General features: G+C 66.1%; 26 protein-coding genes. 17 read left to right on the forward strand and 9 right to left on the reverse strand.

Annotated elements, in window-relative coordinates:
* Nucleotides 1–13: 13 nt before the first annotated feature.
* Nucleotides 14–1,306, reverse strand: a complete 1,293-nt coding sequence (locus tag GTH22_RS09610; protein WP_252944970.1) for an adenylosuccinate synthase — start codon at nucleotides 1,304–1,306, stop codon at nucleotides 14–16.
* Between the two features lie 67 nt (nucleotides 1,307–1,373).
* Nucleotides 1,374–1,916 (reverse strand): GNAT family N-acetyltransferase, encoded by a 543-nt coding sequence (locus tag GTH22_RS09615; RefSeq protein ID WP_252944971.1) that lies wholly within the window; start codon nucleotides 1,914–1,916, stop codon nucleotides 1,374–1,376.
* 87 nt (nucleotides 1,917–2,003) lie between these two features.
* Here GTH22_RS09615 and secG point away from each other — a divergent pair, with 87 nt between their 5' ends.
* The 15 genes from secG (at nucleotide 2,004) to GTH22_RS09690 (ending at nucleotide 16,521) form a co-directional block, all read left to right on the forward strand.
* Nucleotides 2,004–2,378 (forward strand): preprotein translocase subunit SecG, encoded by a 375-nt coding sequence (secG, locus tag GTH22_RS09620; RefSeq protein ID WP_252944972.1) that lies wholly within the window; start codon nucleotides 2,004–2,006, stop codon nucleotides 2,376–2,378.
* A gap of 270 nt (nucleotides 2,379–2,648) precedes the next feature.
* Entirely contained in the window at nucleotides 2,649–4,292 is a 1,644-nt protein-coding gene (locus tag GTH22_RS09625) for a CTP synthase (RefSeq protein WP_252944973.1), read from the forward strand.
* Nucleotides 4,293–4,306: 14 nt separating this feature from the next.
* Entirely contained in the window at nucleotides 4,307–4,750 is a 444-nt protein-coding gene (locus GTH22_RS09630; RefSeq protein ID WP_252944974.1) for a TerB family tellurite resistance protein, read from the forward strand.
* 73 nt (nucleotides 4,751–4,823) lie between these two features.
* Nucleotides 4,824–5,264: a TerB family tellurite resistance protein gene (locus tag GTH22_RS09635; RefSeq protein WP_252944975.1), complete on the forward strand. Its 441-nt coding sequence runs from the start codon at nucleotides 4,824–4,826 to the stop codon at nucleotides 5,262–5,264.
* Nucleotides 5,265–5,267: 3 nt separating this feature from the next.
* Nucleotides 5,268–6,014 carry a phosphate/phosphite/phosphonate ABC transporter substrate-binding protein gene (locus GTH22_RS09640; protein WP_252944976.1) on the forward strand — a complete coding sequence of 249 codons (747 nt, stop codon included), beginning with the start codon at nucleotides 5,268–5,270 and terminating at the stop codon, nucleotides 6,012–6,014.
* Between the two features lie 116 nt (nucleotides 6,015–6,130).
* On the forward strand, nucleotides 6,131–6,910 hold the full coding sequence (locus GTH22_RS09645; protein ID WP_252944977.1) for an ATP-binding cassette domain-containing protein: 780 nt from the start codon (nucleotides 6,131–6,133) through the stop codon (nucleotides 6,908–6,910).
* The gene (locus tag GTH22_RS09650; protein WP_252944978.1) at nucleotides 6,910–7,656 is read left to right on the forward strand and encodes a transporter substrate-binding domain-containing protein; all 747 of its coding nucleotides are present in this window, start codon (nucleotides 6,910–6,912) and stop codon (nucleotides 7,654–7,656) included. Before GTH22_RS09645 ends, GTH22_RS09650 begins: the two co-directional genes overlap by 1 nt.
* A gap of 36 nt (nucleotides 7,657–7,692) precedes the next feature.
* The gene (locus GTH22_RS09655) at nucleotides 7,693–8,427 is read left to right on the forward strand and encodes a transporter substrate-binding domain-containing protein (RefSeq protein WP_252947620.1); all 735 of its coding nucleotides are present in this window, start codon (nucleotides 7,693–7,695) and stop codon (nucleotides 8,425–8,427) included.
* A gap of 51 nt (nucleotides 8,428–8,478) precedes the next feature.
* Nucleotides 8,479–9,363 (forward strand): ABC transporter permease, encoded by an 885-nt coding sequence (locus tag GTH22_RS09660; RefSeq protein ID WP_252944979.1) that lies wholly within the window; start codon nucleotides 8,479–8,481, stop codon nucleotides 9,361–9,363.
* 88 nt (nucleotides 9,364–9,451) lie between these two features.
* Complete coding sequence (locus tag GTH22_RS09665; protein ID WP_252944980.1) at nucleotides 9,452–10,258, forward strand: ABC transporter permease; 807 nt, start codon at nucleotides 9,452–9,454, stop codon at nucleotides 10,256–10,258.
* On the forward strand, nucleotides 10,255–11,559 hold the full coding sequence (locus GTH22_RS09670; RefSeq protein WP_252944981.1) for a glutamine synthetase family protein: 1,305 nt from the start codon (nucleotides 10,255–10,257) through the stop codon (nucleotides 11,557–11,559). Before GTH22_RS09665 ends, GTH22_RS09670 begins: the two co-directional genes overlap by 4 nt.
* Nucleotides 11,560–11,820: 261 nt before the next feature.
* Nucleotides 11,821–12,516: a type 1 glutamine amidotransferase gene (locus GTH22_RS09675; protein ID WP_252944982.1), complete on the forward strand. Its 696-nt coding sequence runs from the start codon at nucleotides 11,821–11,823 to the stop codon at nucleotides 12,514–12,516.
* Nucleotides 12,513–13,868: a glutamine synthetase family protein gene (locus GTH22_RS09680; protein WP_252944983.1), complete on the forward strand. Its 1,356-nt coding sequence runs from the start codon at nucleotides 12,513–12,515 to the stop codon at nucleotides 13,866–13,868. The genes GTH22_RS09675 and GTH22_RS09680 overlap by 4 nt, the downstream gene beginning before the upstream one ends.
* Entirely contained in the window at nucleotides 13,865–15,172 is a 1,308-nt protein-coding gene (locus GTH22_RS09685; protein WP_252944984.1) for an FAD-binding oxidoreductase, read from the forward strand. Before GTH22_RS09680 ends, GTH22_RS09685 begins: the two co-directional genes overlap by 4 nt.
* A gap of 164 nt (nucleotides 15,173–15,336) precedes the next feature.
* On the forward strand, nucleotides 15,337–16,521 hold the full coding sequence (locus GTH22_RS09690) for a DegT/DnrJ/EryC1/StrS aminotransferase family protein (protein WP_252944985.1): 1,185 nt from the start codon (nucleotides 15,337–15,339) through the stop codon (nucleotides 16,519–16,521).
* Nucleotides 16,522–16,624: 103 nt separating this feature from the next.
* On the opposite strand, the gene GTH22_RS09695 is transcribed toward GTH22_RS09690, so the two are convergent.
* Nucleotides 16,625–17,590 (reverse strand): LysR family transcriptional regulator, encoded by a 966-nt coding sequence (locus GTH22_RS09695; RefSeq protein ID WP_252944986.1) that lies wholly within the window; start codon nucleotides 17,588–17,590, stop codon nucleotides 16,625–16,627.
* A gap of 270 nt (nucleotides 17,591–17,860) precedes the next feature.
* Between GTH22_RS09695 and GTH22_RS09700 the strand changes: the two genes are divergently transcribed.
* The gene (locus GTH22_RS09700) at nucleotides 17,861–19,222 is read left to right on the forward strand and encodes an aminotransferase (protein ID WP_252944987.1); all 1,362 of its coding nucleotides are present in this window, start codon (nucleotides 17,861–17,863) and stop codon (nucleotides 19,220–19,222) included.
* Between the two features lie 345 nt (nucleotides 19,223–19,567).
* On the opposite strand, the gene phaR is transcribed toward GTH22_RS09700, so the two are convergent.
* The 3 genes from phaR to phaC form a co-directional block, all read right to left on the reverse strand.
* Nucleotides 19,568–20,149, reverse strand: a complete 582-nt coding sequence (gene phaR / locus GTH22_RS09705; protein ID WP_252944988.1) for a polyhydroxyalkanoate synthesis repressor PhaR — start codon at nucleotides 20,147–20,149, stop codon at nucleotides 19,568–19,570.
* Between the two features lie 168 nt (nucleotides 20,150–20,317).
* The gene (locus GTH22_RS09710; protein ID WP_252944989.1) at nucleotides 20,318–20,767 is read right to left on the reverse strand and encodes a phasin family protein; all 450 of its coding nucleotides are present in this window, start codon (nucleotides 20,765–20,767) and stop codon (nucleotides 20,318–20,320) included.
* Between the two features lie 134 nt (nucleotides 20,768–20,901).
* Entirely contained in the window at nucleotides 20,902–22,689 is a 1,788-nt protein-coding gene (phaC, locus tag GTH22_RS09715) for a class I poly(R)-hydroxyalkanoic acid synthase (protein ID WP_252944990.1), read from the reverse strand.
* Between the two features lie 116 nt (nucleotides 22,690–22,805).
* Here phaC and phaZ point away from each other — a divergent pair, with 116 nt between their 5' ends.
* Entirely contained in the window at nucleotides 22,806–24,077 is a 1,272-nt protein-coding gene (gene phaZ / locus GTH22_RS09720) for a polyhydroxyalkanoate depolymerase (protein ID WP_252944991.1), read from the forward strand.
* A gap of 81 nt (nucleotides 24,078–24,158) precedes the next feature.
* On the opposite strand, the gene GTH22_RS09725 is transcribed toward phaZ, so the two are convergent.
* From GTH22_RS09725 to GTH22_RS09735, 3 genes are all read right to left on the reverse strand, one after another.
* Nucleotides 24,159–24,869 carry an alpha/beta fold hydrolase gene (locus GTH22_RS09725; RefSeq protein WP_252944992.1) on the reverse strand — a complete coding sequence of 237 codons (711 nt, stop codon included), beginning with the start codon at nucleotides 24,867–24,869 and terminating at the stop codon, nucleotides 24,159–24,161.
* A 150-nt stretch (nucleotides 24,870–25,019) separates the two neighbouring features.
* Complete coding sequence (locus GTH22_RS09730; RefSeq protein ID WP_252944993.1) at nucleotides 25,020–25,448, reverse strand: VOC family protein; 429 nt, start codon at nucleotides 25,446–25,448, stop codon at nucleotides 25,020–25,022.
* A gap of 69 nt (nucleotides 25,449–25,517) precedes the next feature.
* Nucleotides 25,518–26,084: a hypothetical protein gene (locus tag GTH22_RS09735; RefSeq protein ID WP_252944994.1), complete on the reverse strand. Its 567-nt coding sequence runs from the start codon at nucleotides 26,082–26,084 to the stop codon at nucleotides 25,518–25,520.
* Nucleotides 26,085–26,104: the final 20 nt, after the last annotated feature.

The following is a 26,104-nucleotide window of genomic DNA, read 5'->3' on the forward strand; positions in this document are numbered from 1 at the left end:
CGCCCTGCCCCCCTCAATCCGCGAAGGGGTCGGTGACGAGGATGGTGTCATCGCGCTCGGGCGAGGTGGAGAGCAGGGCCACCGGGCAGTCGATCAGCTCCTCGATCCGCTTGACGTATTTGATCGCATTGGCGGGCAGGTCGTTCCAGGAGCGGGCGCCCTCGGTGCTTTCGGACCAGCCCGGCATTTCCTCGTAGACCGGCGTGCAGCGGGCCTGCTCGTCGGCGGCGGTGGGCAGGTAGTCGAGCTGCTTGCCGTCGAGTTCGTAGCCGGTGCAGATCTTGAGGGTCTCGAAGCCGTCGAGCACGTCGAGCTTGGTGAGGGAGATGCCGTTCATGCCCGAAATCGCGCAGGTCTGGCGCACGAGGCAGGCGTCGAACCAGCCGCAGCGGCGCTTGCGCCCCGTGGTGGTGCCAAACTCGTGGCCACGGGTGCCGAGGCGCTCGCCGTCGGCATCGTGCAGCTCGGTCGGGAACGGGCCTTCGCCGACGCGGGTGGTGTAGGCCTTGACGATGCCGAGCACGAACTCGACCGCGCCGGGGCCAACGCCGACGCCGGTGGCCGCCTGACCGGCGATCACGTTGGAGGAGGTGACATAGGGGTAGGTGCCGAAGTCGATATCAAGCAACGCGCCCTGTGCCCCTTCGAAGAGGATGCGTTTGCCCGCCTTGCGCTTTTCGTTCAGCACCTTCCAGACGGGGGCGGCGAACTCGAGGATTTTCGGTGCGATCTCCTTGAGCTGGGCGATCAGCGCATCGCGGTCGATCGCCTCGAGCCCCAGGCCGGAGCGCAGCGCGTTGTGGTGCACCAGCGCCCGGTCGACGCGCAGCTCCAGCGTGGGGCCATCGGCCAGATCGGCGACGCGGATCACCCGGCGGCCGACTTTATCTTCATAGGCCGGGCCGATGCCGCGGCCGGTGGTGCCGATCTTGGCGACCGAGTTCTGGCTTTCGCGCGCCCGGTCCAGCTCGCCGTGGAAGGGCAGGATGAGCGGGGTGTTCTCGGCGATCATCAGGGTTTCGGGGGTGATCTCCACGCCTTGGGCGCGGATCGTGGCGATCTCTTTCAGCAGGTGCCAGGGGTCGAGGACCACGCCGTTGCCGATGACCGAGAGCTTGCCCGCACGCACCACGCCCGAGGGCAGCGCGTGCAGCTTGTAGACCTCGCCGTCGATCACCAGCGTATGGCCCGCGTTGTGCCCGCCCTGGAAGCGGCAGATCACGTCGGCGCGCTCCGAGAGCCAATCGACGATCTTGCCTTTTCCCTCGTCACCCCACTGGGCGCCGACGACGACAACGTTTGCCATGATGTATCTCCTGCATGGGAAGCCCGCGCCCGTATATCGGGGCGCGCGGCGCGGCGAAACCGCTATTTCAGAGAAGCGCCGAGAGGTCGCGCCAGCTGTAGGCGACTTCGTCGAAACTTTCATCGTGAACGGGCACTCTCTGCTCTTCGAGATATATGCCGCCAAGCTTTTCGTAGAAGGCGCGGGCGCGGGTGTTGGCGGACATCACCCAGAGCGTTGCCGGGGCCAGTCCGGCCCTTTGCAGCAGCGCCGCCCCTGCCGCGAGGAGCGCGCGGCCCCTGCCCTGCCCCTGTGCGCCGGGGGCGATGTAGAGGCATTCGATCTCCCCGGGCCAGTTGGCCTTGTGGCGCTCGGTGCGCTGGGGGCCGATGCGGATGAAGCCCTCGACCCGGGTGCTTTCGCAGAGCAGCGTGCGGCAGGGGTTGGCGGGGGCCTCCTCCTGCGTCAGCAGGCGCGACCAGAGCTCCTGCTTGCGTTCCAGCGTGGTGGTCTCGATCATCGTGGCGGGCACCATGCCGGTGTATGTGGCGTGCCACGCGGCCACCTGCACCCGGGCCAGCGCGCGGGCATCGCCAAAGCGGGCGGGACGGATGGTGAAGGATCGGGGCATCGGATGGGGGGCGATCGGGACCGGCAGGGGTTGCGGCAGAGGGATGGAAGGACTAGATAGCCCGCCGAAACCTCGCGGGAAAGCTCAATGGAAAACGTCCTCCTCATCGTCCACCTGATTCTGGCCCTGGGCCTGATCGGCGTGGTGCTGCTTCAGCGCTCTGAGGGGGGCATGGGCTCGATGAGTGGCGGCGGTGGCGGTGGCGGCGTGATGAGCGGCCGTGCGGCGGCGACGGCGCTGGCCAAGCTGACCTGGATCCTTGCCATCGGCTTCATCTGCACCTCGATCGCGCTGACCGTTCTGGCCGCGGCCGATGCCGGCTCGAGCTCGGTGGTGGATCGCATCATCGACAGCGGCGACACCTCGGCCCCGGCCGGCGACGGTGCCCTGCCCGCCGGCGAAGACCTGCTTCCGCCGAGCGCGGACGGCGACGCCCCGCTGGTGCCGCAAGCCGCCGACTGAGCGACGCGGCTCCACCCGAGCCGCACCACCGACACGACCTCCCTGCCCGCGCGGCGGGGAGCCTGACGACAGCCCTTTTCTCTCTACCTACAACACGTTGCGTTGACGCGACGAACGGCAACATGATGTTGCGCAGGGAGTGGACTCTTCCGCGCGAATCTCCTATATCTCAAATCCCGTGATGCAGCGTGGTTCGAGGCCGCGCTGCGCTGCATTTAAAGGCGCTGCTACAGCGCGAAAAAGGCGCATACACGGGGAGCCCACCACCACATGGCACGTTTCATTTTCATCACCGGCGGCGTGGTTTCTTCTCTCGGGAAGGGTCTTGCCTCGGCGGCCATGGGGGCGCTGCTCCAGGCGCGGGGCTACTCGGTGCGGCTGCGCAAGCTCGACCCCTACCTGAACGTCGATCCGGGCACGATGAGCCCGTTCGAGCATGGCGAGGTGTTCGTGACCGACGATGGCGCCGAGACCGACCTCGACCTTGGCCATTACGAGCGGTTCACCGGGGTTGCGGCGCGGCAGACGGATTCTGTCAGCTCGGGGCGGATCTATTCCAACGTGTTGGAGAAGGAGCGGCGGGGGGATTACCTGGGCAAGACCATCCAGGTCATTCCGCACGTCACCAACGAGATCAAGGATTTCATCTCGATCGGCGAGGACGAGGTGGATTTCATGCTCTGCGAGATCGGCGGCACGGTGGGGGACATCGAGGGGCTGCCGTTCTTCGAGGCGATCCGGCAGTTCGCGCAGGACAAGCCGCGCGGCCAGTGTATTTTCATGCATCTCACGCTGCTGCCCTTCATCAAGGCCAGCGGCGAGCTGAAGACCAAGCCGACGCAGCATAGCGTGAAGGAGCTGCGTTCCATCGGCCTTGCGCCGGATATTCTGGTGTGCCGGGGCGAGGGCGCCATTCCGCAGAAGGAGCGCGAGAAGCTGGCGCTGTTCTGCAACGTTCGGCCCGAGGCGGTGATTGCCGCGCCCGACCTTGCCAGCATCTACGAGGCGCCGCTGGCCTATCACCGCGAAGGGCTGGATCAGGCGGTGCTCGATGCCTTCCAGATCTCCCCGGCCCCGCGCCCCAACCTGACCCGCTGGGAAGACGTCTATGACCGCATCCACCGCACCGATGGCGAGGTGAAGGTGGCGATCGTGGGCAAGTACACCCAGCTCGAGGATGCCTATAAATCCATCGCCGAGGCGCTGACCCATGGCGGCATGGCAAACCGGGTGAAGGTGAAGATCGAGTGGGTCGATGCCGAGCTGTTCGACCGCGAAGACGCCGCGCCGCATCTGGAAGGCTTCCACGCGATCCTGGTGCCCGGCGGCTTTGGCGAGCGCGGCACGGAGGGCAAGATCAAGGCGGCGCAGTTCGCCCGCGAGCGCAAGGTGCCCTATCTCGGGATCTGCCTTGGGATGCAGATGGCGGTGATCGAGGCGGCGCGCAACCTCGCCGGGCTGGAGAAGGCCGGGAGCGAGGAGTTCGACCACGAGGCCGGGAAGAAGCGCTTCGAGCCGGTTGTCTACCACCTCAAGGAGTGGGTTCAGGGCAACGAGAAGGTGAAGCGCAAGAAGTCGGATGCCAAGGGCGGCACCATGCGGCTGGGGGCCTATGACGCGGTGCTGAAGAGCGGCAGCAAGGTGGCCGAGATCTACGGCGGCACGGCAATCGACGAGCGCCACCGCCACCGCTACGAGGTCGACATTGCCTACAAGGACAAGCTCGAGGAGAGCGGGTTGGCCTTTGCCGGGATGAGCCCCGATGGCCGCCTGCCCGAGATCGTGGAGGTGAAGGACCATCCGTGGTTCATCGGGGTGCAGTTTCACCCCGAGCTGAAGAGCAAGCCGTTTGCGCCCCACCCGCTGTTTGCCGACTTCGTGCGCGCGGCGGTGGAGAACTCGCGGCTGGTTTGAGAGAGGAGGGGCGGATGATTGCAGAGTTTCTTGCAAGGCTGACGGGCACGGCGAAGGCTGAGGATCAGGTGTTGCCGCCGCTGGATGCGCGCCTCGCGCTGGCGGCCCTGCTGGTGCGGATGGCCAAGAGCGACCACAGCTACCAGGCCAGCGAGATCGGGCTGATCGACAGGTTCCTGTCGCAGCGCTTCGGGCTGAACGTGGTGGAGGCGGCCAAGCTGCGCGCCACGGCGGAGAAGCTGGAACATCAGGCGCCGGAGACGGAGGTGTTCACCGGGCTGATCCGCGATGCGGTGAGCTACAACGAGCGGGTCGAGGTGCTGGATGCGCTCTGGCAGGTGGTGATGGCCGACGGCGAGGAAAAGCCGGAGGAGGCCGAGATGATCGGCTTTGCCGCCGGGGCGCTTGGCGTGGCCGAGGCCGATGCTGCTGCACTCGAGGCCCGCTACATGCCGTAGGGCGGGACTTGTCCCGCCGCCCGTGCCGGGCGCGCCGCTTGCAGGCCGCGTCCGGACGGCTATATCTGCTGATATGTTTGCAGATCTCATCAGGCGCCTGACCGGCGAGCAAGACACCGCCTCCAGCGACGTTGCCCCGCAGGTGGCCTTTCCGGCCCTGCTGGTGCGGGTGGCCCGCGCCGATGGCGACTATGCCGAGAGCGAGAAGGACATGATCCGGGGCATCACTCAGCGCTGGATCGGCGGGTCGCCCTTCGAGGCGGCGGAGGTGGTGCGCGAGGCCGAGGAGCTGGAGGCTAGCGCCTCGGACACGGTGCGCTTCACCCGGGCGATCAAGGATGCGGTGGCCTATGAGGAGCGCCGCAAGGTGGTCGAGGATATCTGGCGCGTGGTGCTGGCCGACGGGCGGCGCGATGCCGAGGAAGATGCGCTGATGCGGCTGGTGGCCAACCTGCTCGGAGTGAACGACCGCGACAGCAACATTGCCCGCAAGGCCGTGGAGGCCGGGGGCTGAGCCATGCTTGAGGCCGCCCTGCCGATGTATCTGCGCCCCGAGACGGCGCCTGCCCTCGATGCGCTCTGGCGGATCATCCGCGAGGGGATCATTGCCCGGGGCGCCGCGCTGTCCGAGGATCTGCCCGAGACGCTCGCGGCCCCGGAGTCGCTTTGGGATCACTGGCTTTCGCCCGATCTGGTCCTGAGCCAGTCCTGCTCCCTGCCCTTCCGGGGCCGCCTGCGCGGCAAGGTCGAATACGTCACCACGCTGGACTACGGGCTGCCCGGCTGCCCGCCGGGCCATTACAACTCGGTGATAGTCACCCGCATCGGCGCCCGCCCCGAGGGCGTGCTGGCCTACACCTCGCGCAACAGCCAGTCGGGCTGGGCCACGGCGCGGGAGGTGATGGAGGGCGGGCGGGCCACGGCGCGCGGCCAGATCTCCACCGGCGCGCATTTTGCCTCGGTGGAGGCGGTCGCCGAGGGCCGGGCCGACTGGGCCTGCATCGACGCGCAGACATGGGCCATGCTGCGCCGCGCCGAGCCCGTGACCGAGGCGCTGGAGGAGCAGTTTCGCACCGCCCCCACCCCGGGCCTGCCGCTGATCTGCGCGCCCGGGCAGAATGCCTCGGAAATCGCCGCTGCCGTCGAGGAGGCGGTGCAACTCGCCGATGCGGCCACCCGCGAAACCCTTGGGTTGCAAGGGGCCGTGCGGTTGGAGCCGGAGGTTTATCTCGACATGCCTATTCCGCAGGCACCTGCCGCCTGAACGGGCGAACGCTGCGGAAACCGAGGCCCTTCCAACTTGCAATCGCAGCAATTCTGCGCCCTACTCCGTGCTTGCAACCGGCAAGACGAGGCCTCTCCAATCCCTGTGCTACACACGTGACCAACCCGCATCCCGTCATCGAAATCAGAGGCTTGCACAAAGCCTACGGCAGCCTTGAGGTGCTCAAGGGCGTTGATATGCGCGCCCGCAAGGGCGAGGTGATCTCGCTCATCGGCTCTTCGGGCTCGGGCAAATCGACCCTTCTGCGCTGCGCCAACCTTCTGGAAGACAGCCAGCAGGGCGAGATCCTGTTTTCAGGCGAGCCGGTGAAGTGGAAGGGAGAGGGCGGAGCGCGGCGGCCGGCCGATTCAAAGCAGGTTCTGCGGATCCGCACCAACCTCAGCATGGTGTTTCAGCAGTTCAACCTCTGGTCCCACATGACCATTCTGCAGAACGTGATGGAAGCGCCGGTGACGGTGCTCAAGCGCGACAAGGCAGAGGTGGAGGCCGCCGCGCGCGGCTATCTCGACAAGGTCGGCATCGGCGACAAGGCCGATGTTTACCCGGCCCAGCTTTCGGGCGGGCAGCAGCAGCGGGCCGCAATTGCGCGCGCGCTGGCGATGGAGCCCGAGGCGCTGCTGTTCGACGAGCCGACCTCGGCGCTCGACCCCGAGCTGGAGCAGGAAGTCGTCAAGGTTATCAAGGCTCTGGCCGAAGAAGGCCGGACCATGTTGCTGGTGACGCATGACATGCGGATGGCGCGGGATGTGAGCGACCATGTGCTGTTTCTGCACAAGGGTCTGGTGGAGGAAGAGGGCGCACCGGCGGAGCTGTTCGGCGCCCCGAAATCGGAGCGGCTGCGCCAGTTCCTGTCGCATTCCGGCGAGATGGCCTGATGCGCGGGCTGCGCCTTGCCCTTGCCGCCCTCGCGGCGGTTGTCTCGGGCCTCGGCGCCGATGCGGGCGCGCTTGCGCAGGAGGTGCGGATCGGCACCGAAGCCGCCTTTCCGCCCTATACCTTCCGCGACCGGGCGGGCGAGCTGCGGGGGTTCGACATAGAACTCGGCAACGAGATCTGCCGCCGCAGCGGGCTGGAGTGCAAATGGGTGGTGAACGATTGGGAGAGCATCCTGCCCAATCTGCTCGACGGAAAATACGACGTGGTGATGGCCGGGATGGCCGTGACCGCCGAGCGGGCCCGAAGGGTGGCCTTTTCGCTCGGCTACGAGACCGGCAGCAACGCGGCCTCGGCCATTCTGGTGCGCAGCGGCGAGGCGACCTCAGACCTGCCCCGGGTCGGCGTACAGGGCGCGACGATTCACGAAGACTGGGCGCGGGCGATGGAGTTGCGGGTCTCGACCTACCCCACGCTGGTGGCCGCCGTTGAGGCGCTCTTTGCCGGCCGGGTCGACGAGGTGATGGGGCCAGAGGCCTTTCTGGCCGGTGTGGCTCGCAACGCCGGCGGCAGGGTCGAGCTGGCCGAGACCTTCGGCATCCCCTCGGGCGACACCGCAGCCGCCTTCCGCAAAGAAGACGTGGCGCTGCGCGAAACATTCGATTCCGCCATTGCCGAGATGCTTGCCGATGGCAGCATCGCGGCGATGACAGACAAGTGGTTCCAGGCCGGGGACGGCACGGAATAAACAACCAAAACAAGGACCAACGGGAGAAATCCAATGATGAAATCCATCCTTACGCTGGGCACCGCCCTGGCCCTGACCGCGGGCGCGGCACTTGCCGAAAGCCACGCGATGACGGTGCGGATCGGCACCGAGGGCGCCTATGCGCCGTTCAACTTCATCAATGATGCCGGCGAGATCGACGGCTTCGAGAAGGAGCTGGGCGACGAGCTCTGCGTGCGCGCCGAGCTGACCTGCGAGTGGGTCAAGAACGACTGGGACAGCATCATCCCCAACCTCGTGTCCGGCAACTACGACATCATCATGGCCGGCATGAGCATCACGCCTGAGCGTGACGAGGTGATCGACTTCACCCAGAACTACACCCCGCCCTCCAACAGCGCCTATGCCGCTGCCTCCGAGGACGTGGATCTTGAGGGCGGCGTGATTGCCGCGCAGACCGCCACCATCCAGGCCGCCCATGTGGCCGACGGCGGCGCGACCCTCCTCGAGTTCGCCACCCCCGAAGAGACCGTGGCCGCCGTGCGCAACGGCGAGGCCGATGCCGTCTTTGCCGACAAGGACTACCTCGTGCCGCTGGTGGAAGAGAACGCCGAGTTGATGTTCGTGGGCGATGACGTGCCGCTGGGTGGCGGTGTGGGCGTGGGCCTGCGCGAGAGCGATGGCGAGCTGAAGGAAAAGCTCGATGCCGCCATCTCCTCGATGAAGGAAGACGGATCGCTGAACACGATGATCGTGAAGTGGTTCGGCGACGACGCCCAGGTTTACGAATAAGCCTGAAAGACAGGGGGCGGCCCGCCGCAAGGGCCGCCCCACCCCGTCCCCATGTTTGAATATTGCACCGATCCCGAAGCGCTGAGCGGCCTGACATGGCTGAGTTGCTACCTCACGACCGGGGTGCACTATTCTTTCTATGCCGCCTTCGGAAAGGTGCTGCTGCTGCTGGCGCTGGCCGCCCCTTCTGCCCTGCTGATGGGCTTTCTGGGGGCCATGGCCGCCCGCTCGCTGATCGCGCCGCTGCGCTGGATCGGCAAGGGCTATATCTCGGTCGTCCGGGGCGTGCCGGATGTGGCCTTCTTCCTGTTTTTCGTGATCGCGCTCGATCAGGGCTTCGAGTGGGCGCGTCACAAGATCAAATGCCCGGAGTGGACCGAGCCGATCCGTCAGGGCAGCGATTTTCTGGTCTGCCCCGCCGCGAAGCTGCCGCTGGGCACTGCGCCGGAGTGGCAGCATGAGAGCTATGGCTTTCTGCTGGCGGTGCTGACCTTTGCCATCGTCTTCGGGGCCTTTGCGGCCAACGTGATTTTCGGGGCGATGAAGGCGGTGCCGCGGGCGCAGATGGAAACCGCCGAAGCCTATGGCATGAGTCGGCGTCAGGCCTTCTGGCGGGTGATGGTTCCGCAGATGTGGGTTTATGCGCTGCCGGGCCTTTCGAACACCTGGATGGTGCTGATCAAGGCCACGCCGCTGCTGTTCCTGCTCGGGATCGAGGATATCGTCTACTGGGCGCGGGAGCTGGGCGGAACCAAGACGGCGCGCTTCTCGGACTATCCGCATGGTGACTGGCGGATGTGGTACTTCCTCGCGCTGCTGGTCTTCTATCTCGGCTTCACCCGGATCTCGGAGGTGGTGCTGCGGCGGCTGAATGCGCGGCTTTCGCGCGGGCAGGCCACGGCTGCCGGGGAAGCACAGAGGAAGGCAAACGCATGACGGAGCGCTCAAAATGCAACCGGGTGCCGCACGCAGTCGCTACGCGACCGCTTTCGCGCACGCGGTGCCTCCTGAGGAGGCCCCGGGCATGAGTTGCGCAGAAACCATCGCCGATTACGCCTTCCGCTCGCTGGGCTATGGCGAGCGGCTCTTGCCGCGCAGTGACTTCACGCTGTGCCAGCATTTCGTGCTGATCGGCTCGGGGCTGTTCTGGAACGTCTACTTTGGCCTCGTGGCGCTCTGCTCGGGGTTCTTTCTGGCGATCGTGGTGGCGCTGGGGAAGGCCTCGGCCAACCCCTGGCTACGCAAGCCAGCGGAGTGGTTCATCCTGATCTTCCGGGGCACGCCCTTCTTCATCCAATGTTTCTTCGCCTATTTCGCCTTCCTGTCGCTGAAGAGCCAATACGCCTTCTTCGATGCCTTCACCTCGGCCTGGCTGGGGGCGGTGATCGTGCTGTTCCTGAACACCTCGGCCTATTCGGGCGAGATCTTCTATGGCGCGCTGCGTTCGATCCCCAAGGGCGATATCGAGGCGGCGGATGCCTATGGGCTGAGCGGCTGGCACCGGTTCCGGCGCATCACCTTTCCCACCATGCTGCGGCTCGGTTGGCCGGCCTATACCAATGAGGCGATCTTTCTGTTTCACACAACGACGCTGGTGTTTTTCAGCGGGTTTCCGGCACGCCAGCAGGCGGGAGATGCGCTTTATTATGCCAGCTACTTTGCCGACAAGACCTTCAACCCCTTCATCCCCTACCCGATCCTCGCCTTCTATTTCATCCTGCTGACGCTCTGCATCATCGGGGTCTACACGGTGATCGGGCGGCGGCTGAACCGGCATCTGCCGCAGGAGCGCCGGGTGAAATTCAAGCTGAGGCCGCAGTTGATCCGATGAGCGAGACGATACGGTTTGGCGCGGTTGACCTGAACGGTCAGGCGCGGGGAAAGCGGGTGCCTGCGAGCTATGCGGAGAAGCTGGAGAGCGGGGTGGCGCGGCTGCCTTTGAGCGTGCTCAACGTAGATCTCTGGGGCGAGGACATTGCCGACAGCCCGCTGGTCTTCAAGAGCGGTGATCGGGACGGCGTGCTGCGCCCCTCGCCGCGCGGGCCGCTGGCGCTGCCGTGGATCGACCGGCCGAGCGAGCTGTGGCTGATGCGGATGCACCTGCAGGATGGCGCGCCCTTCGAGGGCTGCCCGCAGCGGGCGCTGGGGCGGGTGCTGGAGCGCTACGCGGCGAAGGGCTGGCGGGTGGAGGCGGCCTTCGAGATGGAGTTTCATCTGCTCGATGATGTCGACGGTACGCTGGCCGCGCCGATCAGCCCGCGCACGGGGCGCAGGGTGCGGCGGGCGGATGTGAATTCGCTGCTGGGGCTTGATGCCTTCGATGATTTCTTCACCGATCTCTACGATGGCTGCGAGGCCATGGGCATTCCGGCAGAGGCGGCGATTTCGGAGGCCGGGGTGGGGCAGTTCGAGCTGTCGCTGACCCATGAGGAGGCCAGCCGCGCCGCCGAGAGCGCATGGGCCTTCAAACAGCTCGCGCGGGGGCTGGCGCGGCGGCATGACATGGCTGCGAGCTTCATGGCCAAGCCTTTCGAGGATGACACCGGCAACGGGCTGCATGTGCATTTCTCGGTGCTCGACGAAGAGGGGCGCAACGTGTTCGACGATGGCTCGGAGCAGGGCAACGATCTGCTGCGCAGTGCCGTGGCCGGGTGCCTTGCCGCCCTGCCCTCCTCCATGCTGATCTTCGCGCCCCACGCCAACAGCTACGAGCGGCTGGTGCCCGGCGCCCATGCCCCGGTTCAGGCAAGCTGGGCCTATGAGAACCGCACCGCCGCGATCCGCATTCCGGCGGCGCCGGGCAAGGCGCGGCGGATCGAGCACCGGGTTGCCGGGGGCGATGCGAACCCCTTCCTGCATCTGGCCGCCGTGCTCGGGGCCGCGATGAACGGGATGGAGGCGGGCGCGGTACCGCCCGAGCCGATCAAGGGCAATGCCTACGAGCAGGACCTGCCGCAACTTCCGACCGATTGGGAGAGCGCGATAGATGCCTTCGACGAGAGCCCGGAGATTGCCGAGATCTTCCACCCCCGGCTGATCGACTGCTTCACCCGCACCAAGCGGCAGGAGCTGAAACGTTGCGAGGGGCTGGCGCGGGACGATCTGGTGCTGCTCTGTCTGGAAACGGTGTGAGCTGAGCGCGAGCCGTGCAGCGCCGTCCCGTGGGGTGGCGCATACAACGGACGTCAGGGGCATTTTATGGAGCAGTGGTCATCTGACCTTCGAGGGAAGAGCTTGCATCACCGAAGCGCCGCCCCGGGGGACGGGACGGCGCTGCACGGCGCCTTCGGCTTGAATCCGTGCAGGGACGCGCTTGTAACGACGGCCCACCAACACCGCTTGCGGCCCTGAGCGCCGAAGAATACCGTCGCTCCCAACTAATAGGAGGCCCCCATGCTCATCGGCATTCTGCAATGCGGCCACTGCCCGCCCGAGCTTCAGCCCCATGTGGGCGACTACCCTGCCATGTTCGAGAAGCTGCTGGCGGGCCATGGCTTTGACTTCGCCAACTGGGCGGTTTGCGACATGGAGTTTCCAAATTCGATCGACGCCGCCGATGGCTGGCTGATCACCGGCTCGCGCTACGGTGTTTATGAGGATCATCCGTGGATCGAGCCGCTGGAGCAGATCATCCGGGCGATCTACCTTGCGCCCAAGCCGCTGGTGGGCATCTGCTTTGGCCATCAGATCATCGCGCAGGCGCTTGGTGGCAAGGTCGAGAAGAGCGACAAGGGCTGGGGCGTGGGCCGGATGGAATACACCTGGGGCAACGAAGTTGTGGCGCTGAACGCCTGGCATCAGGACCAGGTGATCGAGCCACCGAAGGAGGCCTCGACCATTTCGGCCAACAAGTTCTGCGACCATGCGGCGCTGATGTATGGCGACCGGGTGCTGAGCGTGCAGGCGCACCCCGAGTTTGGCCGCGAGATGATGCAGGGCCTGATCAACGTGCGCGGGGCCGCTGTGCCCGAGGCACGGCTGGCCTATGCGCAGAAGGCGCTGGATGCGCCGGTCGACAACGCCCGCCTTGGCAATGACATTGCGGATTTTTTCAAAGCGAAGCGCGAGTGGCAGGAGAGCCCTGAATGAACGATTTCCGTGAGCATCTGCCCGAGGCCGCCCGTGCCTACCTCGATGGCCGCAGGCTGGACGAGGTGGAGTGCATCGTGGGCGATCTGGCCGGCGTGGCGCGGGGCAAGGCGGCTCCGGCCTCCAAGTTTGCCCGGCAGAGCCACTTCTACCTGCCGAACTCGATCTTTCAGCAGACCATCACCGGCGAATGGGCAGACCTCGAAGATCAGCCCTTCACCGAGCCCGACATGGTGCTGACCCCCGATTATGCCACCGCCACGGCGGCGCCCTGGACTGCCGACATCACGCTTCAGGTGATCCACGACATCAACGACCAGCAGGGCAACCCGGTGCCGGTGGCCCCGCGCAACGTGCTCAAGAAGGTGGTGGCGCTCTACGAGGAGCTGGGGCTGACGCCGGTGGTGGCGCCGGAGATGGAATTCTACCTCGTTGCCCCCAACATCGACCCCGGCCACGAGATCGAGCCGCCGATGGGCCGGACCGGCCGCCGCGCCGCTGCCCGTCAGGCCTATTCGATGGCCGCGATCGACGAATACGGCACGGTGATCGACGACATCTATGATTTTGCCGAGGCCATGGGCTTCGAGATCGACGGCATCCTTCAGGAGGGCGGCGCGGGCCAGATCGAGATGAACATGCGCCATGGCGACCCGGTGCTGCTGGCCGACGAGATCTTCTACTTCAAGCGGATGATCCGCGAGGCCGCCTTCCGGCACGACTGCTATGCGACCTTCATGGCCAAGCCGATTCAGGACGAGCCGGGCAGCGCGATGCACATTCACCATTCGGTGGTGGATGCGAAGACGGGTGCGAACATCTTTTCGGACGCGAACGGCATCGAGAGCGAGGCCTTTGGCCACTTCATCAGCGGGCTCCAGCGCTACATGCCCAGCGCGATTGCCGTGATTGCGCCCTACGTCAACAGCTACCGCCGCTACGTGCCCGACTACTCCGCGCCGATCAACCTCGAGTGGGGCCGCGACAACCGCACCACGGGCCTGCGCGTGCCGGTCTCCGGGCCCGAGGCGCGGCGGATCGAGAACCGCCTGCCGGGGATGGATTGCAACCCCTACCTCGGCATCGCCGCCTCGCTGGCCTGCGGGCTGCTCGGCCTGCGGGAAAAGCTCCCGCCCCGGGCCGAAGCGACCTCGGAGGCCTACACGGCAGAGGCGGAGGTGCCCACGACGCTGGGTGAGGCGCTGGAGCTGTTTGATGCCGACACGGCGCTGAAGGAAGTGTTGGGCGAGGAGTTTGCCAAGGTCTACCTCGCGGTCAAGCGCTTGGAATACAAGGGTTTCATGCAGGTGATCTCGCCATGGGAGCGTGAGCACCTGCTGCTGAACGTATGAGGCTGCTCTACGCCAACGGAACGCGCGGGGAGCACACCGGCAGTTGGTACGCCGCCAGCGCCGAGGCCCCCGGCCCCTACCCCGCGCTGAAGGGCGAGGTCACGGCCGATGTGGCCGTGGTGGGCGGCGGGTTTACCGGGCTGTCGGCGGCGCTGCATCTGGCGCGGGCCGGGGCGAAGGTGGTGCTGGTAGAGGCACAGCGGGTTGGCTGGGGCGCCTCGGGGCGCAACGGCGGGCAGGTCGCGCCGGGGCTGAACATGCATCAGGACGCGCTGGAATCGAAGCTGGGGCGGCAGGCCGCAGAGGGCTACTGGCGGATTGGGCTGGAGGCGGTGGCGCTGGTGCGCAAGCTGGTGGAGGAGCTTGCGCCCGAGGCCGATTGGCAGCCCGGCGTGCTGCACAGCTTCTGGCAGGAGGGTGAGGCGCGGGAGGCGGCGGGCTATGCCGAGTTTCTGCGCCGCGAGTACGGCCATGACACGCTGGAGGTGCTCGACACCCCCGGCGTGCGCGGCTTCGTGGCCAGCGAGGCCTACAGGGGCGGTGTGGTGGACTGGACGGCCGGGCACATCCATCCGCTGGCCTATGCCTTCGGCCTCGCGCGCGGCGCGGTGGCGGCGGGGGCCGCGTTGCACGAGATGAGCGAAGTGCACCGGGTTGCGCCGGAGGGCGGCAAGGTGCTGGTGGCAACCGATCGCGGGCGGGTGTTGGCGGACCATGTGATTTTGGGCTGCAACGGCTACATGGAGGGGCTGGCGCCGAAGGTTCAGGCGCGGGTCATGCCGATCAACAACTACGTGGTGGCAACCGAGCCGCTGGGCGCGCGGGCGGCGGAGGTGATGCCGAAGAACGTGGCGGTGGCCGACAGCAAGTTTGTCATCAACTACTTCCGGCTTTCGGGGGACGGGCGGCTGATCTTTGGCGGCGGCGAGAGCTATGGCTACAAGTTTCCGGCCGATATTGCCGCCAAGGTGAGAAAGCCGCTGGAGCAGGTGTTTCCGCAGCTTGAGGGCGTGAGGATCACCCATGGTTGGGGCGGCACGCTGGGGATCACGGTGAAGCGGGTGCCGGCGTTCATGCGGGTTGCGCCCGGGGTGATGGCCGCCGGCGGATATTCGGGGCACGGGGTGGCGCTGGCGAGCAAGGCGGGCGAGATCATGGCCCGCGCGGTGGGCGGCGATGCGGCGGATTTCGACCTGATGGCCCGGCTCCCTGCCCCGCCCTTCCCCGGCGGGCCGCTGCTGCGCACGCCGATCACCACGGCGGCGATGATGTGGTATGCGATGCGCGACCGGCTCGGGGTGTAGGGCCTGCCCGGCGCGCGCCCGGCAGCGCCGCCCTGCCCGGCTTCTGGCAGAACATCTTCCTACCCACGACTCTGTTATCGAAATTTCACTTGGGCGGCGGATCGCTTTCAGCTACATAATTCCTGAAAGAGCATTTCAGAAAAGCTGAAAGAGGAGAGCAGACCATGACACAGGCTCCCAACGTCTACGACGCCGAACCCATCCCCGAGGCCGCGCGGGCCGAGATTGACCGGCTGCTCGCCAGCGGCGACCTGTTCCGCTACACCGCGCCGGAAAACGCGCCCGTCGCCCTGCTCGAGCAGGAATTTGCCGAGCTGATGGGCTCGAAATATGCGCTGGCCGTCTCCTCCTGCTCTGCCGCGCTGTTCCTGTCGCTGAAGGCACTCGACCTGCCGCGGGGCGCCAAGGTGCTGATCCCCGCGTTCACCTTCGCCGCCGTCCCCTCCGCCGTGGTTCACGCCGATTGCGAGGCGGTGCTGTGCGAGGTGGGCAGCAACTACCGCGTCGACATGGAAGATTTCGCCGCCAAGCTGCCGGGCGTCGATGCCGTGCTCATCAGCCACATGCGCGGCCATACCTCGGACATGGATGCGATCATGGCGCTCGCCGATGCCGCCGGCATTCCGGTGCTGGAAGACGCGGCGCATTCGCTGGGCACGGTCTGGAAGGGCCGCAAGATTGGCACCATCGGCAAGATCGGCTGTTTCAGCTTCCAGAGCTACAAGCTGGTGAATGCCGGTGAGGGGGGCATCCTGATCACCGATGATGCCGAGCTGGTCGCCCGCGCCGTCATCATGAGCGGCGCCTATGAGCACGCCTGGAAGAAGAACATGGGGCTGGAGGCGCATTACCGCACCTGGCAGAACCGCCTGCCGCTCTACAACATGCGGATGCAGAACCTTTCGGCCGCCGTCATCCGCCCGCAGCTGCCCGAGGTGGCCCGCCGTGTTCGCGATGGCCGCGCCGGGCATGACCGGGTGGCCGCGGCGCTGAACCTGAGCGCATGGCTCGACGTGCCCCCGCCGCTGGAGGGCGAGCTGCGGGCGCCGGATTCGATCCAGTTCAACCTTGTCGGCCTGTCCGATGCCGAGGTGAAGGCCTTTGCCGAGGCGAGCGCGGCGCGGGGCGTGAAGGTGCAGGTCTTCGGGATGAGCGAAGACAATGCGCGGGCGTTCTGGAACTGGCAGTTCCTCGGGCCGGTGCCCGAGCTGCCGCAGACGCGGGCGATGCTGATGCGGGCCTGCGACGTGCGGCTGCCGGCGCGGCTGACCGATGCGGAGTTGGACTACATCTCCGATGCGCTGGTGGGTGCGGCGAGCCAGGTGAAGGGCGCGATCGCGGCCGAGTAGGGTCGCGCCGCCATCCTCGGGCTTGACCCGGGGATCTCCGGTTTTCGGCCGCGCTTCTTGTTATGCGGGAGATCCTCGGGTCGAGCCCGAGGATGACGGTGGGTTACATCAGCTTAAGCCCGTCCTCGAGCCAGGGCATTCGCTCGACCGAGGGGGTGACGATCAGTTCGCCGATCAGCGGGCGGAGCTTGGCTGCCATGCGGGCGGGCATTTCGCCCAGCACCCCGGCGCGGGCATTCAGGGAGATGGTACGCGAAAGCGGCGCGAAGGGCAGCGGCAGGATGTCGGCGCTCTGCTGGAAGCGGTGGGCGCGGGCCAGCGCGAGGGGCGTGAGGATCGTCCACCCTGCCCCTTCGGCCACCAGCGCCATGATGGCGTGGTAGCTGTCCAGCTCGAAGCGGTGTGACAGGCGCAGGTTCTGCCGGGCCAGATGGTCGGCGATGGTGCGGCCCATCAGGTGGCGCTGGGTATATTGGATCAGCGGGAGCTTCTGGAGCTGCGCGGCCACATCGCCGCCCGGGTCGACCGCGCCGGGCGGGGCGGCCACGACGAAGGGCTCGGACATCAGCGGGTGCACCTCCATCCAGCCTGCCGCGGCACCGATGTCGGCGGCGACGATCACGTCGAGCGCGCGCATGTCGAGCAGGTCGAAGAGGCGGTGGGAGGCGCCGGTTTCGAGCAGGAACTGGCAGCTCTGCAGCTCGCCGGCCATGGAGCGGAGCAGGCGGGGCGTCACGTCGGCGTCGAAATCCTCGATCATGCCGAGGCGCAGCGAGGTGAGCGCGGCCATGTCGCCGCCGGCGATCTCGGCCCGCGCCGCCGCCGCCTCGTTGAGGATGTTCTGTGCCCGCCGCTTGAGCGCCTCCCCTGCCGGGGTCAGCGAGACCGGGCGGGTGGAGCGGTCCATGATCGGGGTGCCCAGCGCGGCCTCCAGCGAGGTGAGCTGCTGGCTGACCGCAGAGGCCGAGGCCCCGAGCCGCCGCGCCGCCGCGGATACGGCCCCCTCCTCGGCGGTGGCGAGAAAGACCTCGACCTGCCAGAGGGTGATGCGGCCTGTCTTGTCGGGCATGGGCGGGCTCCTTGAATGGGGCGCACGCTATGGCCATTGCCGCGCGAGGGCAACTGAGTCAGGCTCTGCGGCGAGGAGGAGAAAGCCCGAGGTTCGCCGCCCATGCCCTTGCGCAGAGCGGTCGAGTCGTGCCAGCACGTGACATCCGGAGGAGGCGCGCTTTCTGGCCGCTCGGCTTGACGAAGCTGAAAGCTTTCTGTCCGATCATGTCATCTATTTCGACGCGGCCCTGCCCCCGATGGCGGCCCGTCATCCGCCTGAGGAGGCACCATGAACACACCGCAAAGCTGGGAGGCCCGCGCCGAGGCCGCCACCCTCTATGGCTTCACCGATCTGCCCACCATCCACAAGCGCGGCACCGTGGTGCTGACCCATGGCGAAGGCCCCTATGTGGTGGATGTGAACGGGCGGCGCTACCTCGATGCGAACTCCGGGCTCTGGAACATGGTGGCCGGGTTCGACCACCCCGGGCTGACCGAGGCGGCGCAGGCGGCCTATGCGAAGTTTCCGGGCTATCACGCCTTTTTCGGCCGGATGAGCGACCAGACGGTGATGCTCTCGGAGAAGCTGGTGGAGGTGTCGCCGTTCGACCGGGGGCGGGTGTTCTACACCAACTCGGGGAGCGAGGCGAATGACACGATGGTCAAGATGCTCTGGTTCCTGGCCGGGGCCGAGGGCCAGCCCGAGAAGCGCAAGATCCTGACCCGCAAGGGCGCCTATCACGGGGTGACGGCGGTGAGCGCCTCGATGACGGGCAAGCCCTACAACGAGGTCTTCGGGCTGCCCCTGCCCGGGTTCATCCACCTGACCTGCCCGCACTACTGGCGCGAGGCGCGGCCCGGCGAGAGCGAGGAGGATTTTTCGCAGCGGCTGGCGCAGGAGCTGGAAGAGGTGATCCAGGCCGAGGGGGCCGAGACCATCGCCGGCTTCTTTGCCGAGCCGGTGCTGGGCGCGGGCGGGGTCATTCCGGCGCCCGAGGGGTATTTTCAGGCGGTGCAGCGGGTGCTGCGGACCTACGGCATTCCGTTGATCTCGGATGAGGTGATCTGCGGGTTCGGGCGGACCGGCGAGGTGTGGGGCTGCGACAGCTACGGCTTCGTGCCCGATGCGATCATCTCGTCGAAATGCCTGACGGCGGGCTTCTTTCCGATGGGCGCGGTGATCCTCGGCCCCGACCTGGCGGACCGGGTGCAGGCGGCAAGCGAGGCGATCGAGGAGTTTCCGCACGGGTTCACGGCGAGCGGACATCCGGTGGGCTGCGCGATTGCGCTGAAGGCAATCGACGTGATCCTGAACGAGGGGCTGATCGAGCGGGTGCGCGAGCTGACGCCGCTGTTCGAGGAAGGCATGGCGCGGATCGGAGAGAACGCGAACATCGGCGAGGTGCGCGGGCGCGGGCTGATGGGGGCGCTGGAGGCGGTGGCCGACAAGGCGACCAAGCGGCCGTTCGACGGCGCGCTTTCGGTGAGCGAGCGGATCGCGAATGCCTGCACCGACGAGGGGCTGATCTGCCGGCCGCTGGGGCAGAGCATTGTGCTGTGCCCGCCGTTCATCATGACCGAGGGGCAGATGGCGGAGATGTTCGAGAAGCTGGAAGGCGCGCTTGGCAAGGTGTTTGCCGAGGTGGCCTGACGCGGCGGGTTGCGTTGGGGGGGCAGCCTCCTACGCTTCACCGGTCAGGGGGCGTGCGGGGGGGCTCGCACCGTTGAGTGGGGGGCCAGCCCCCCACACCCCCCGGAGATACTTGCAGCAAGAAAATGGGCGGGTTGGTCGGTGCCTTGGGGGCGGCGCGTTAACCTTGATTTTTGGTTAATCGGTGCGGGCGCGGCCCGGGCTGTTCGGAGGACGGGTGGACTTTGGCCGCGATCGTCGCGGCGCAGGTTGCGCGGAGTGCTCCTGTGCGGGAGGCATGGCGCGTTTCGGAGCGGCCGTTTTGCCGGGCGATCGGGCGGGTGCGCCCGATCGGTGGGCTTGCGGTTACTTGCCCAGCTTGGAGAGCTGTTCCTGCAGCGCGGCGAGCTGGCTCTTGATCTCGTCGAGATCCTGGCCGCCCTTGGCCGCCTGGGGCTGCGAGGCGGGGGCGCTGTCGTCGGGGGCCGGGCCGGAGGTGCCGAAGCCGCTGGGCATGCCGCCGGTCATGGCCTTGAGGAAGGCCTCCTGCTGGGCGCGCATGGCATCGAACCCGGGCATCGAGGCCATCGGGTTGATCTTGGTCATGTTCTCCATGATCGTGCTCTGCCCGTTCTGCAGCATCTCGAAGGAGGCGGCGAGGAACTGGGGCACCACGGATTGCGCCTGGCTGGCGTAGCTGCGCACGAGGTCGGTCAGCACGCCGGTGGGCAGCACGTTGTCGCCCTTGCTCTCGTGCTCGGCAATGATCTGGAGGAGATACTGGCGGGTCAGGTCATCGCCCGACTTGAGGTCGACGATCTGCACTTCGCGCCCGTCACGGATGAAGTTGGAGATATCTTCCAGCGTCACGTAATCGGAGGTTTCGGTGTTGTAGAGCCGCCGGCTTGCGTAGCGCTTGATCAGAAGCGGCGCCTTATCGTCCGACATGCAAGTTCTCCCCATATTGCGGTGCAGCGAAGGTGAGCGTAGTGCAGCATTTCTGAAAATGAAAGCGTTTAGAAGCCACGGGCCGGAAACGAAAATGGGCGGACCAGGGGGTCCGCCCATATGATCGCGTCCTTTGGGAGGAAGGAGGACGCGTAGCTTGTGCCGGCCTTACTTGGCGGCAGCGGCTTTCTTGGCAGCCGTGGTCACGTCGGAGGTGGCTTTCTTGACGGCGGCGGTGGCTTCTTCGGAGAAGTCCTTGCCGGCGGCCAGCATCAGCTCGACGGTTTCCATCTGCACCTTCTTCGCAACTTCGGCGAAGGCGGCCATGTTCTCGGCGGTCATCTCGGCCTGGGCCGAAGCGAACTCGGTCATGGCTTTGGTGTAATCGGTGGGCTCGTCCTTCACCTTGGTCAGCGCGGTGGCTTTGGCGAGGGTTTCCTTGGTCCACTTCGAGGAGATCTCGGTGGAGATGGAAGCGGCTTCGAGCGCAACGGACGAAAGCTTTTCGCCCAGGGCAGCGGAAGATTTGAAAGCGTCCTGCATGGCAGTGGCGTCCACGGGGAAAGCGGACATCATGTCTTGCATCATCTTGGTCATGTCGTTGGTGGCTTTGGCCATTGGTCTAGTCTCCTTTAGTGCGGCGGGCACCGTTCGAGGGGTTTGCGTCTTCGAGGAGATAGATACATGCTGCAGTGCAGAATTTCAAGAGTTTTTCTGCACTGCAGCAAAAATAAACTTTAACGGGAAATCAGCTACTTGATCTCAACCACATAGGTTCCCGGCGCCTTGGCCAGCGAGGGGTGGGTGGAATCGCCCGGCTGACGGGCGGGCACCTTCTTGCCCGAGCGCGGGCGCAGCCACTCTTCCCACCGGGGCCACCACGAGCCTTCGTTGAAGGTGGCCGCCTCCTGCCAGGCCTCGGGCGCGGCCTGCATGTCTTCGTTGGTGTAGTGGCCATACTTCTTTTTCGACGGCGGATTGACGATGCCGGCGATGTGGCCGCTCTCGGAGAGGATGAAGGTCTTGTCGGCGGAGCCCATCTGCTGCACGCCGCGATAGCTCGATTTCCACGCCGCGATGTGATCGGTCTCGCAGGCGATGGCGCAGACCGGCACCTCGACATCGGCCAGCGCGAGGCGGGTGCCGCAGAGCTCGATCTCGCCGCGGGCAAGCTCGTCGTTCTGGCACAGGTGGCGCAGATACTCGACCGACATCCTCGCGGGCAGGTTGGTGCTGTCGCCGTTCCAGAACAGAAGGTCGAAGGCGGGCGGGGACTCGCCCATCATGTAGCTGCGGATCGCCGGGCGGTAGATGAGATCGTTGGAGCGCAGGAAGGAGAAGGTGCGCGACATGTAGAAGCTGTCGAGATAGCCCTTCTCGGTCACCTCGGCCTCGATGCCGTCGACGAAGTCATCGGTCAGGAACACGCCGACCTCGCCGCGATCGGAAAAGTCGGTGAGGGTGGTGAAGAAGGTGGCGCTCTTCACGCTCTTGTCGCCGCGCTGCTTGAGCAGGGAGAGGGTGAGCGCGAGGGTGGTGCCGGCGATGCAGTAGCCGATCACGTTGACCTTTTTCTCGCCGGTGATCTCCTTCACCTGTTCGAGCGCGGTCAGGTAGCCCTCTTCGATGTAGTCTTCCATTCCGACATCGGCATAGCCCGCATCGGGGTTGACCCAGCTGACCACGAAGAGCGTGTAGCCCTGCTCGGTGATCCACTTGATGAGCGAGTTCTGCGGCTTCAGGTCGAGGATGTAGAACTTGTTGATCCAGGGCGGGAAGATGATGAGCGGGGTCTTGTACTGCTCGTCGGTGGCGGGCGCATATTGAATCAGTTCGAACATCCGGTTTCGATAGACCACCTCGCCCTCGGTGGTGCCGATGTTGCCGCCCACCTGGAAGGCCTTCTTGTCGGCGAGGTTCACCACGAAATCGCCCTGGTGATCCTCGAGATCCTTCACCAGGTTCTCCAGCCCGTCGACAAGGCTCTGCCCGTCGGTTTCCACCGCGCGCTCCAGCGCCTCGGGGTTGGTGGCCAGAAAGTTGGTTGGCGCCATCAGGTCGACGATCTGCTTGGAGAAGTATTCCAGCCGCTTCTTGTCGTCGGGCTCCATCCCCTCGAGGCCCTGCACGGCGTTGCCGATGGCCTGGGAGGAGAAGAGATACTGCTGCTTGATGTAGTTGAAGTAGGGATTGCTCTGCCAGAGGGGCGAGGAAAAGCGCGGATCGGTGCCGGATTCGTCGGCCGGGGGCTGTAACTTGCCGTGGGCCAGTTGCTGCTGGCTGTCGATGTAGTGCTTGAGCGTCTTGCCCCAGTAGCTCACCTGCTGCTCGAAAATCTTGGAGGGATTCGACATCATTTCCTGCCAGTAGGCACTTGCCGCCTTGGCATAGAGTTCGGGCGAAGGGCCTTGCAGGGAAGGGGCAACCTGACGCTGGTGGCTCAAGGCGGAGACGAGACGTTGCGAAAGTGCCTCAATCTGCGCCAGGTTCTCTTCGAGCTTGGAGGGATCAACAGGCGTGTCGGTATCGTCAGTTGTCATGGTAAGCATTCCCCCCTAACTTCTTCTTAAAAGGTAGCGCCGCAAGCTTGGGAGGGGCAAGCGGCATATTGCCCTGAGGGCATCTGAGTGCCTGAAGGCATGGAAAGGCGCGAATAATGAAGAGCATGATGAGCTATGATGTGATGGAGACCCTTCGCATCACGAACCAGTGGCTTGGCGCATCTGCCAAGGCGCTCTACTCCTATCCGGCCTTCGGGCTTTCGACCAATCCGCTTGTGGCGATGACCGCCGCCTGGGGCGAAGTGACCGAGCGGAGCTTTGCCCGCATGGTGCTGAAGCCCGACTGGAACATCAGCCATGTGGTCGGCGAAGACGGCCGTGACCACCTGGTGAACATCGAGACCACGGTGAGCAAGCCGTTCGGCGACCTGATCCACTTCAACGTGCTCGGGCGCGAAGAGAAGCACCGCAAGGTTCTGCTCGTTGCCCCGATGAGCGGGCACTATGCCACGCTGCTGCGCTCGACGGTGGTGAGCCTGCTGCCCGATTGCGAGGTCTACATCACCGACTGGCACAACGCGCGCGACATCGCGGTGAGCGAAGGCAAGTTCGACGTGGAGGACTACACGCTCTATCTCGTCGACTTCTTGCGCAAGCTCGGCCCCGACACCCATGTGATCGCGGTCTGCCAGCCGGCGCCGATCGCGCTGGCGGCCACCGCCTACCTCGCCGAGGAAGACCCGGCGGCGCAGCCCAACTCGCTCACCCTCATCGGCGGCCCGATCGACCCGGGCGCCGCCCCGACCGAAGTGACCGACTTCGGCGCCTCGGTGACCATGGGCCAGCTCGAGCGCCACGTGATCCAGCGCGTCGGCTTCAAGTATCGCGGTGCCGGGCGTCTGGTGTATCCGGGGCTGCAACAGCTCTCGAGCTTTATCGCGATGAACGCCGACACCCACTCGACCGCCTTCTTCGACCAGATCGTGGCCACCGCCAAGGGCGAGGCCAGCGAGAACGACCGGCACAACAAGTTCTACGACGAGTATCTCGCCGTGATGGACATGACGGCGGAGTTCTATCTCTCCACTGTCGAGCGCATCTTCAAGGAGCGCGAGATTGCCCGGAACGTCTTTGTGGTCGACGGCAAGAAGGTGGATATCTCGAAGATCACCGATGTGGCCGTGAAGACGGTGGAGGGCGCGAACGACGATATTTCCGCCCCCGGCCAGTGCGTTGCCGCGCTGGACCTCTGCACCGGCCTGCCCGACGAGATGAAGGCGAGCCACCTCGAGCCGGGCGCCGGGCACTACGGCATCTTTGCGGGCCGGAGCTGGCGCAACAACATCCGTCCGCTGGTGCTGGAATTCATCGACGCCAACTGCCGCCATGGCAAACGCAAGCCGACTGCGGTGAAGAAAGCCTCGTAACGATTGGCGGGGTGGCGCCTCCCCCACCTCATGCGGCAAGGGTCGGATGGGCGGTAGGGTGGGTGCCAACCCACCTTCGCCTCACCTCAGGACGAGGGGCGCGTCGAGAAAATCCTTGAGCGCGTGGTTCACGGCGGAGGGCTGCTCCAGCGTGATGTAGTGGCCCGCACCGGCGATCACCTTCAGCTCGGCGTTGGGGATCAGGTCGGCCAGAAACTCGTGGCGTTTGGGCTCGTGGAGCTGATCTTCCTCGCCGCACATCACCAGAACCGGCTGCTTGGCCTTGCGCAGCGTGCGCTGCGGGTCAGGACGGCGTTGCAGCGCGCGGGACTGGCGGACGAAGACATCGGGGCCGAGGGCTTCGGCCATGTCGAGCACGAGGTCGATGATCTCGCCGCGATGCGGCCCCTCCCCTACCCCGGCGGCTTCGATCTGGGCCTTGGCCACCTCGATCAGCCGGCCGTTGCGCACGCCGATGATGCCCGGTTCGCGGTCGGCGGCCACATGGGGCGGCTCAGTCAGCGCGGTCGTCGAGATCAGGGCGATCCGGCTCACCCGGTCGGGCGCGCGGTTGAGCACCTCCATCGCGACCATGCCGCCAAGACCCACACCGCAGAGCGCAAACCGTTTGGGCGCGCCGTCGAGCACCCGCTGGGCGAGCGCGCCGACGCTGTCGGCATGGGCGACCGAGCCGATCTGCACCGCGCGGCTGGCGGAAAAGCTCATGATCTGCGGCCAGAAGGCCCGCGCGTCGCACATGAAGTCGGGAAGAAATACTACCGGGTCGGCCATTCGCTGCCTGTCCTTGCCTCGCGCCGCTCTGCGAGGGCGGCTTTGGCAGGAGGCTACAAGCGCGGCCCCGCTGCCGCAAGGGCACAAGACCGTGTGGCGCAGGCGGGAAACCGCTGCGGGCAAGGTGGTGGCGCTGGCGGGGCGATGCCCTCAGGCGGCCCCGTTCCATTGAAACTCGCCCTTCGGGCCGAGCGGCGAATGCGGGTTCCAGGCGACCTCCCAGATGTGCCCTTCGGGGTCGGCGAAGTAGCCGATGTGACCGCCCCAGAAGATATCATGCGCGGGCTTGAGCAGCCTCGCCCCGGCCTTCTCGGCGGCCTCGAGCAGAGCGGCCACCTCCTCCTTTTCGCGCACGTTGTAGGAATATGTCGCAGCCCCGTGGCCGAGGCTCTCCAGCGGCACGCCCATGTCTCGCGCGAGCATCTCGATCGGATAGAGCCCGAGGGTGGCGCCGATCAGGTCGAAGGCGATGACCCCGTCGGGGGCCTCGACCCGCGCCCAGCCGAGCGCCTCGTAGAAGGCTGCTGCCGCCTCGGGGTTGCGCACCCCGAGGGTGATGAGGCTTATCCGCTGGTCCATTTTGCCCTCCTGCCACTACGGGATCAGGATAAGCGAACAAATAATGAACGTCCAGACGCGATGGCGCGGTCAGTCTTTCTTGCGGGTCAGGATCACGTACATCGCGAGGCAGAGCGTGATGATGTCGGTGATCATGGTTGGCGCGGGCGTGTAGCCCGGCGCGCCGCCGCTGTCGGGGTCGAGCTGGCGGATCGTGGCGGTGAATTCCTGGCTGTCGAAGGAAGACAGGCCGAGGTCGTCGCCGCCTTCCACCAGCTTTTCCAGTGCCTTGGCGAATTGCTCCCAGGCCAGATCGGGGCCAACGAGGGCGCCCATCAGGTCGGCGATCGCTTGGGCCAGCGCCACCGCCTGCTCGCGCAGGCCTTCGATGTTGGCCTTGTGCGAACGCATCGACTGGCGCTCCGAGTAGCCGAGCTTGCGCGGGTTGCCGAAGCGCAGGGTCAGGAACCCCTCGGAGGAGCGCAGGTCGCGCTGGATCATCTCGAGCTGCTTCTGCCAGCGCTCGACTTTGGCCATGATCTCGCCGTGCTTGCTGGAGGTTGTCTTGACGCTGGCGCCCGCGTGCAGCTTGGTGGATTCTTCCAAGACCTGAAGGGTCAGGGTGCGCAGCATGATTTTCTTGGCTTCGTGATTCATCGGGACTCACTCGTCATGTG

Origin of the sequence: Oceanicola sp. 502str15 (genome assembly GCF_024105635.1) — a bacterium.
Taxonomy (GTDB): Bacteria; Pseudomonadota; Alphaproteobacteria; order Rhodobacterales; family Rhodobacteraceae; genus Vannielia.

Coding starts and splice junctions, on each gene's coding strand:
- phaR (WP_252944988.1), bottom strand. CDS start 20,149: ATGTCGGACGATAAGGCGCCGCTTCTGATCAAGCGCTACGCAAGCCGG.
- GTH22_RS09690 (WP_252944985.1), top strand. CDS start 15,337: ATGACACAGGCTCCCAACGTCTACGACGCCGAACCCATCCCCGAGGCC.
- GTH22_RS09625 (WP_252944973.1), top strand. CDS start 2,649: ATGGCACGTTTCATTTTCATCACCGGCGGCGTGGTTTCTTCTCTCGGG.
- GTH22_RS09695 (WP_252944986.1), bottom strand. CDS start 17,590: ATGCCCGACAAGACAGGCCGCATCACCCTCTGGCAGGTCGAGGTCTTT.
- GTH22_RS09650 (WP_252944978.1), top strand. CDS start 6,910: ATGCGCGGGCTGCGCCTTGCCCTTGCCGCCCTCGCGGCGGTTGTCTCG.
- GTH22_RS09655 (WP_252947620.1), top strand. CDS start 7,693: ATGAAATCCATCCTTACGCTGGGCACCGCCCTGGCCCTGACCGCGGGC.
- GTH22_RS09615 (WP_252944971.1), bottom strand. CDS start 1,916: ATGCCCCGATCCTTCACCATCCGTCCCGCCCGCTTTGGCGATGCCCGC.
- GTH22_RS09735 (WP_252944994.1), bottom strand. CDS start 26,084: ATGAATCACGAAGCCAAGAAAATCATGCTGCGCACCCTGACCCTTCAG.
- GTH22_RS09730 (WP_252944993.1), bottom strand. CDS start 25,448: ATGGACCAGCGGATAAGCCTCATCACCCTCGGGGTGCGCAACCCCGAG.
- GTH22_RS09635 (WP_252944975.1), top strand. CDS start 4,824: ATGTTTGCAGATCTCATCAGGCGCCTGACCGGCGAGCAAGACACCGCC.
- GTH22_RS09640 (WP_252944976.1), top strand. CDS start 5,268: ATGCTTGAGGCCGCCCTGCCGATGTATCTGCGCCCCGAGACGGCGCCT.
- GTH22_RS09675 (WP_252944982.1), top strand. CDS start 11,821: ATGCTCATCGGCATTCTGCAATGCGGCCACTGCCCGCCCGAGCTTCAG.
- GTH22_RS09610 (WP_252944970.1), bottom strand. CDS start 1,306: ATGGCAAACGTTGTCGTCGTCGGCGCCCAGTGGGGTGACGAGGGAAAA.
- GTH22_RS09710 (WP_252944989.1), bottom strand. CDS start 20,767: ATGGCCAAAGCCACCAACGACATGACCAAGATGATGCAAGACATGATG.
- GTH22_RS09670 (WP_252944981.1), top strand. CDS start 10,255: ATGAGCGAGACGATACGGTTTGGCGCGGTTGACCTGAACGGTCAGGCG.
- GTH22_RS09660 (WP_252944979.1), top strand. CDS start 8,479: ATGTTTGAATATTGCACCGATCCCGAAGCGCTGAGCGGCCTGACATGG.
- GTH22_RS09680 (WP_252944983.1), top strand. CDS start 12,513: ATGAACGATTTCCGTGAGCATCTGCCCGAGGCCGCCCGTGCCTACCTC.
- GTH22_RS09630 (WP_252944974.1), top strand. CDS start 4,307: ATGATTGCAGAGTTTCTTGCAAGGCTGACGGGCACGGCGAAGGCTGAG.
- GTH22_RS09725 (WP_252944992.1), bottom strand. CDS start 24,869: ATGGCCGACCCGGTAGTATTTCTTCCCGACTTCATGTGCGACGCGCGG.
- GTH22_RS09665 (WP_252944980.1), top strand. CDS start 9,452: ATGAGTTGCGCAGAAACCATCGCCGATTACGCCTTCCGCTCGCTGGGC.
- secG (WP_252944972.1), top strand. CDS start 2,004: ATGGAAAACGTCCTCCTCATCGTCCACCTGATTCTGGCCCTGGGCCTG.
- phaZ (WP_252944991.1), top strand. CDS start 22,806: ATGAAGAGCATGATGAGCTATGATGTGATGGAGACCCTTCGCATCACG.
- GTH22_RS09700 (WP_252944987.1), top strand. CDS start 17,861: ATGAACACACCGCAAAGCTGGGAGGCCCGCGCCGAGGCCGCCACCCTC.
- GTH22_RS09685 (WP_252944984.1), top strand. CDS start 13,865: ATGAGGCTGCTCTACGCCAACGGAACGCGCGGGGAGCACACCGGCAGT.
- phaC (WP_252944990.1), bottom strand. CDS start 22,689: ATGACAACTGACGATACCGACACGCCTGTTGATCCCTCCAAGCTCGAA.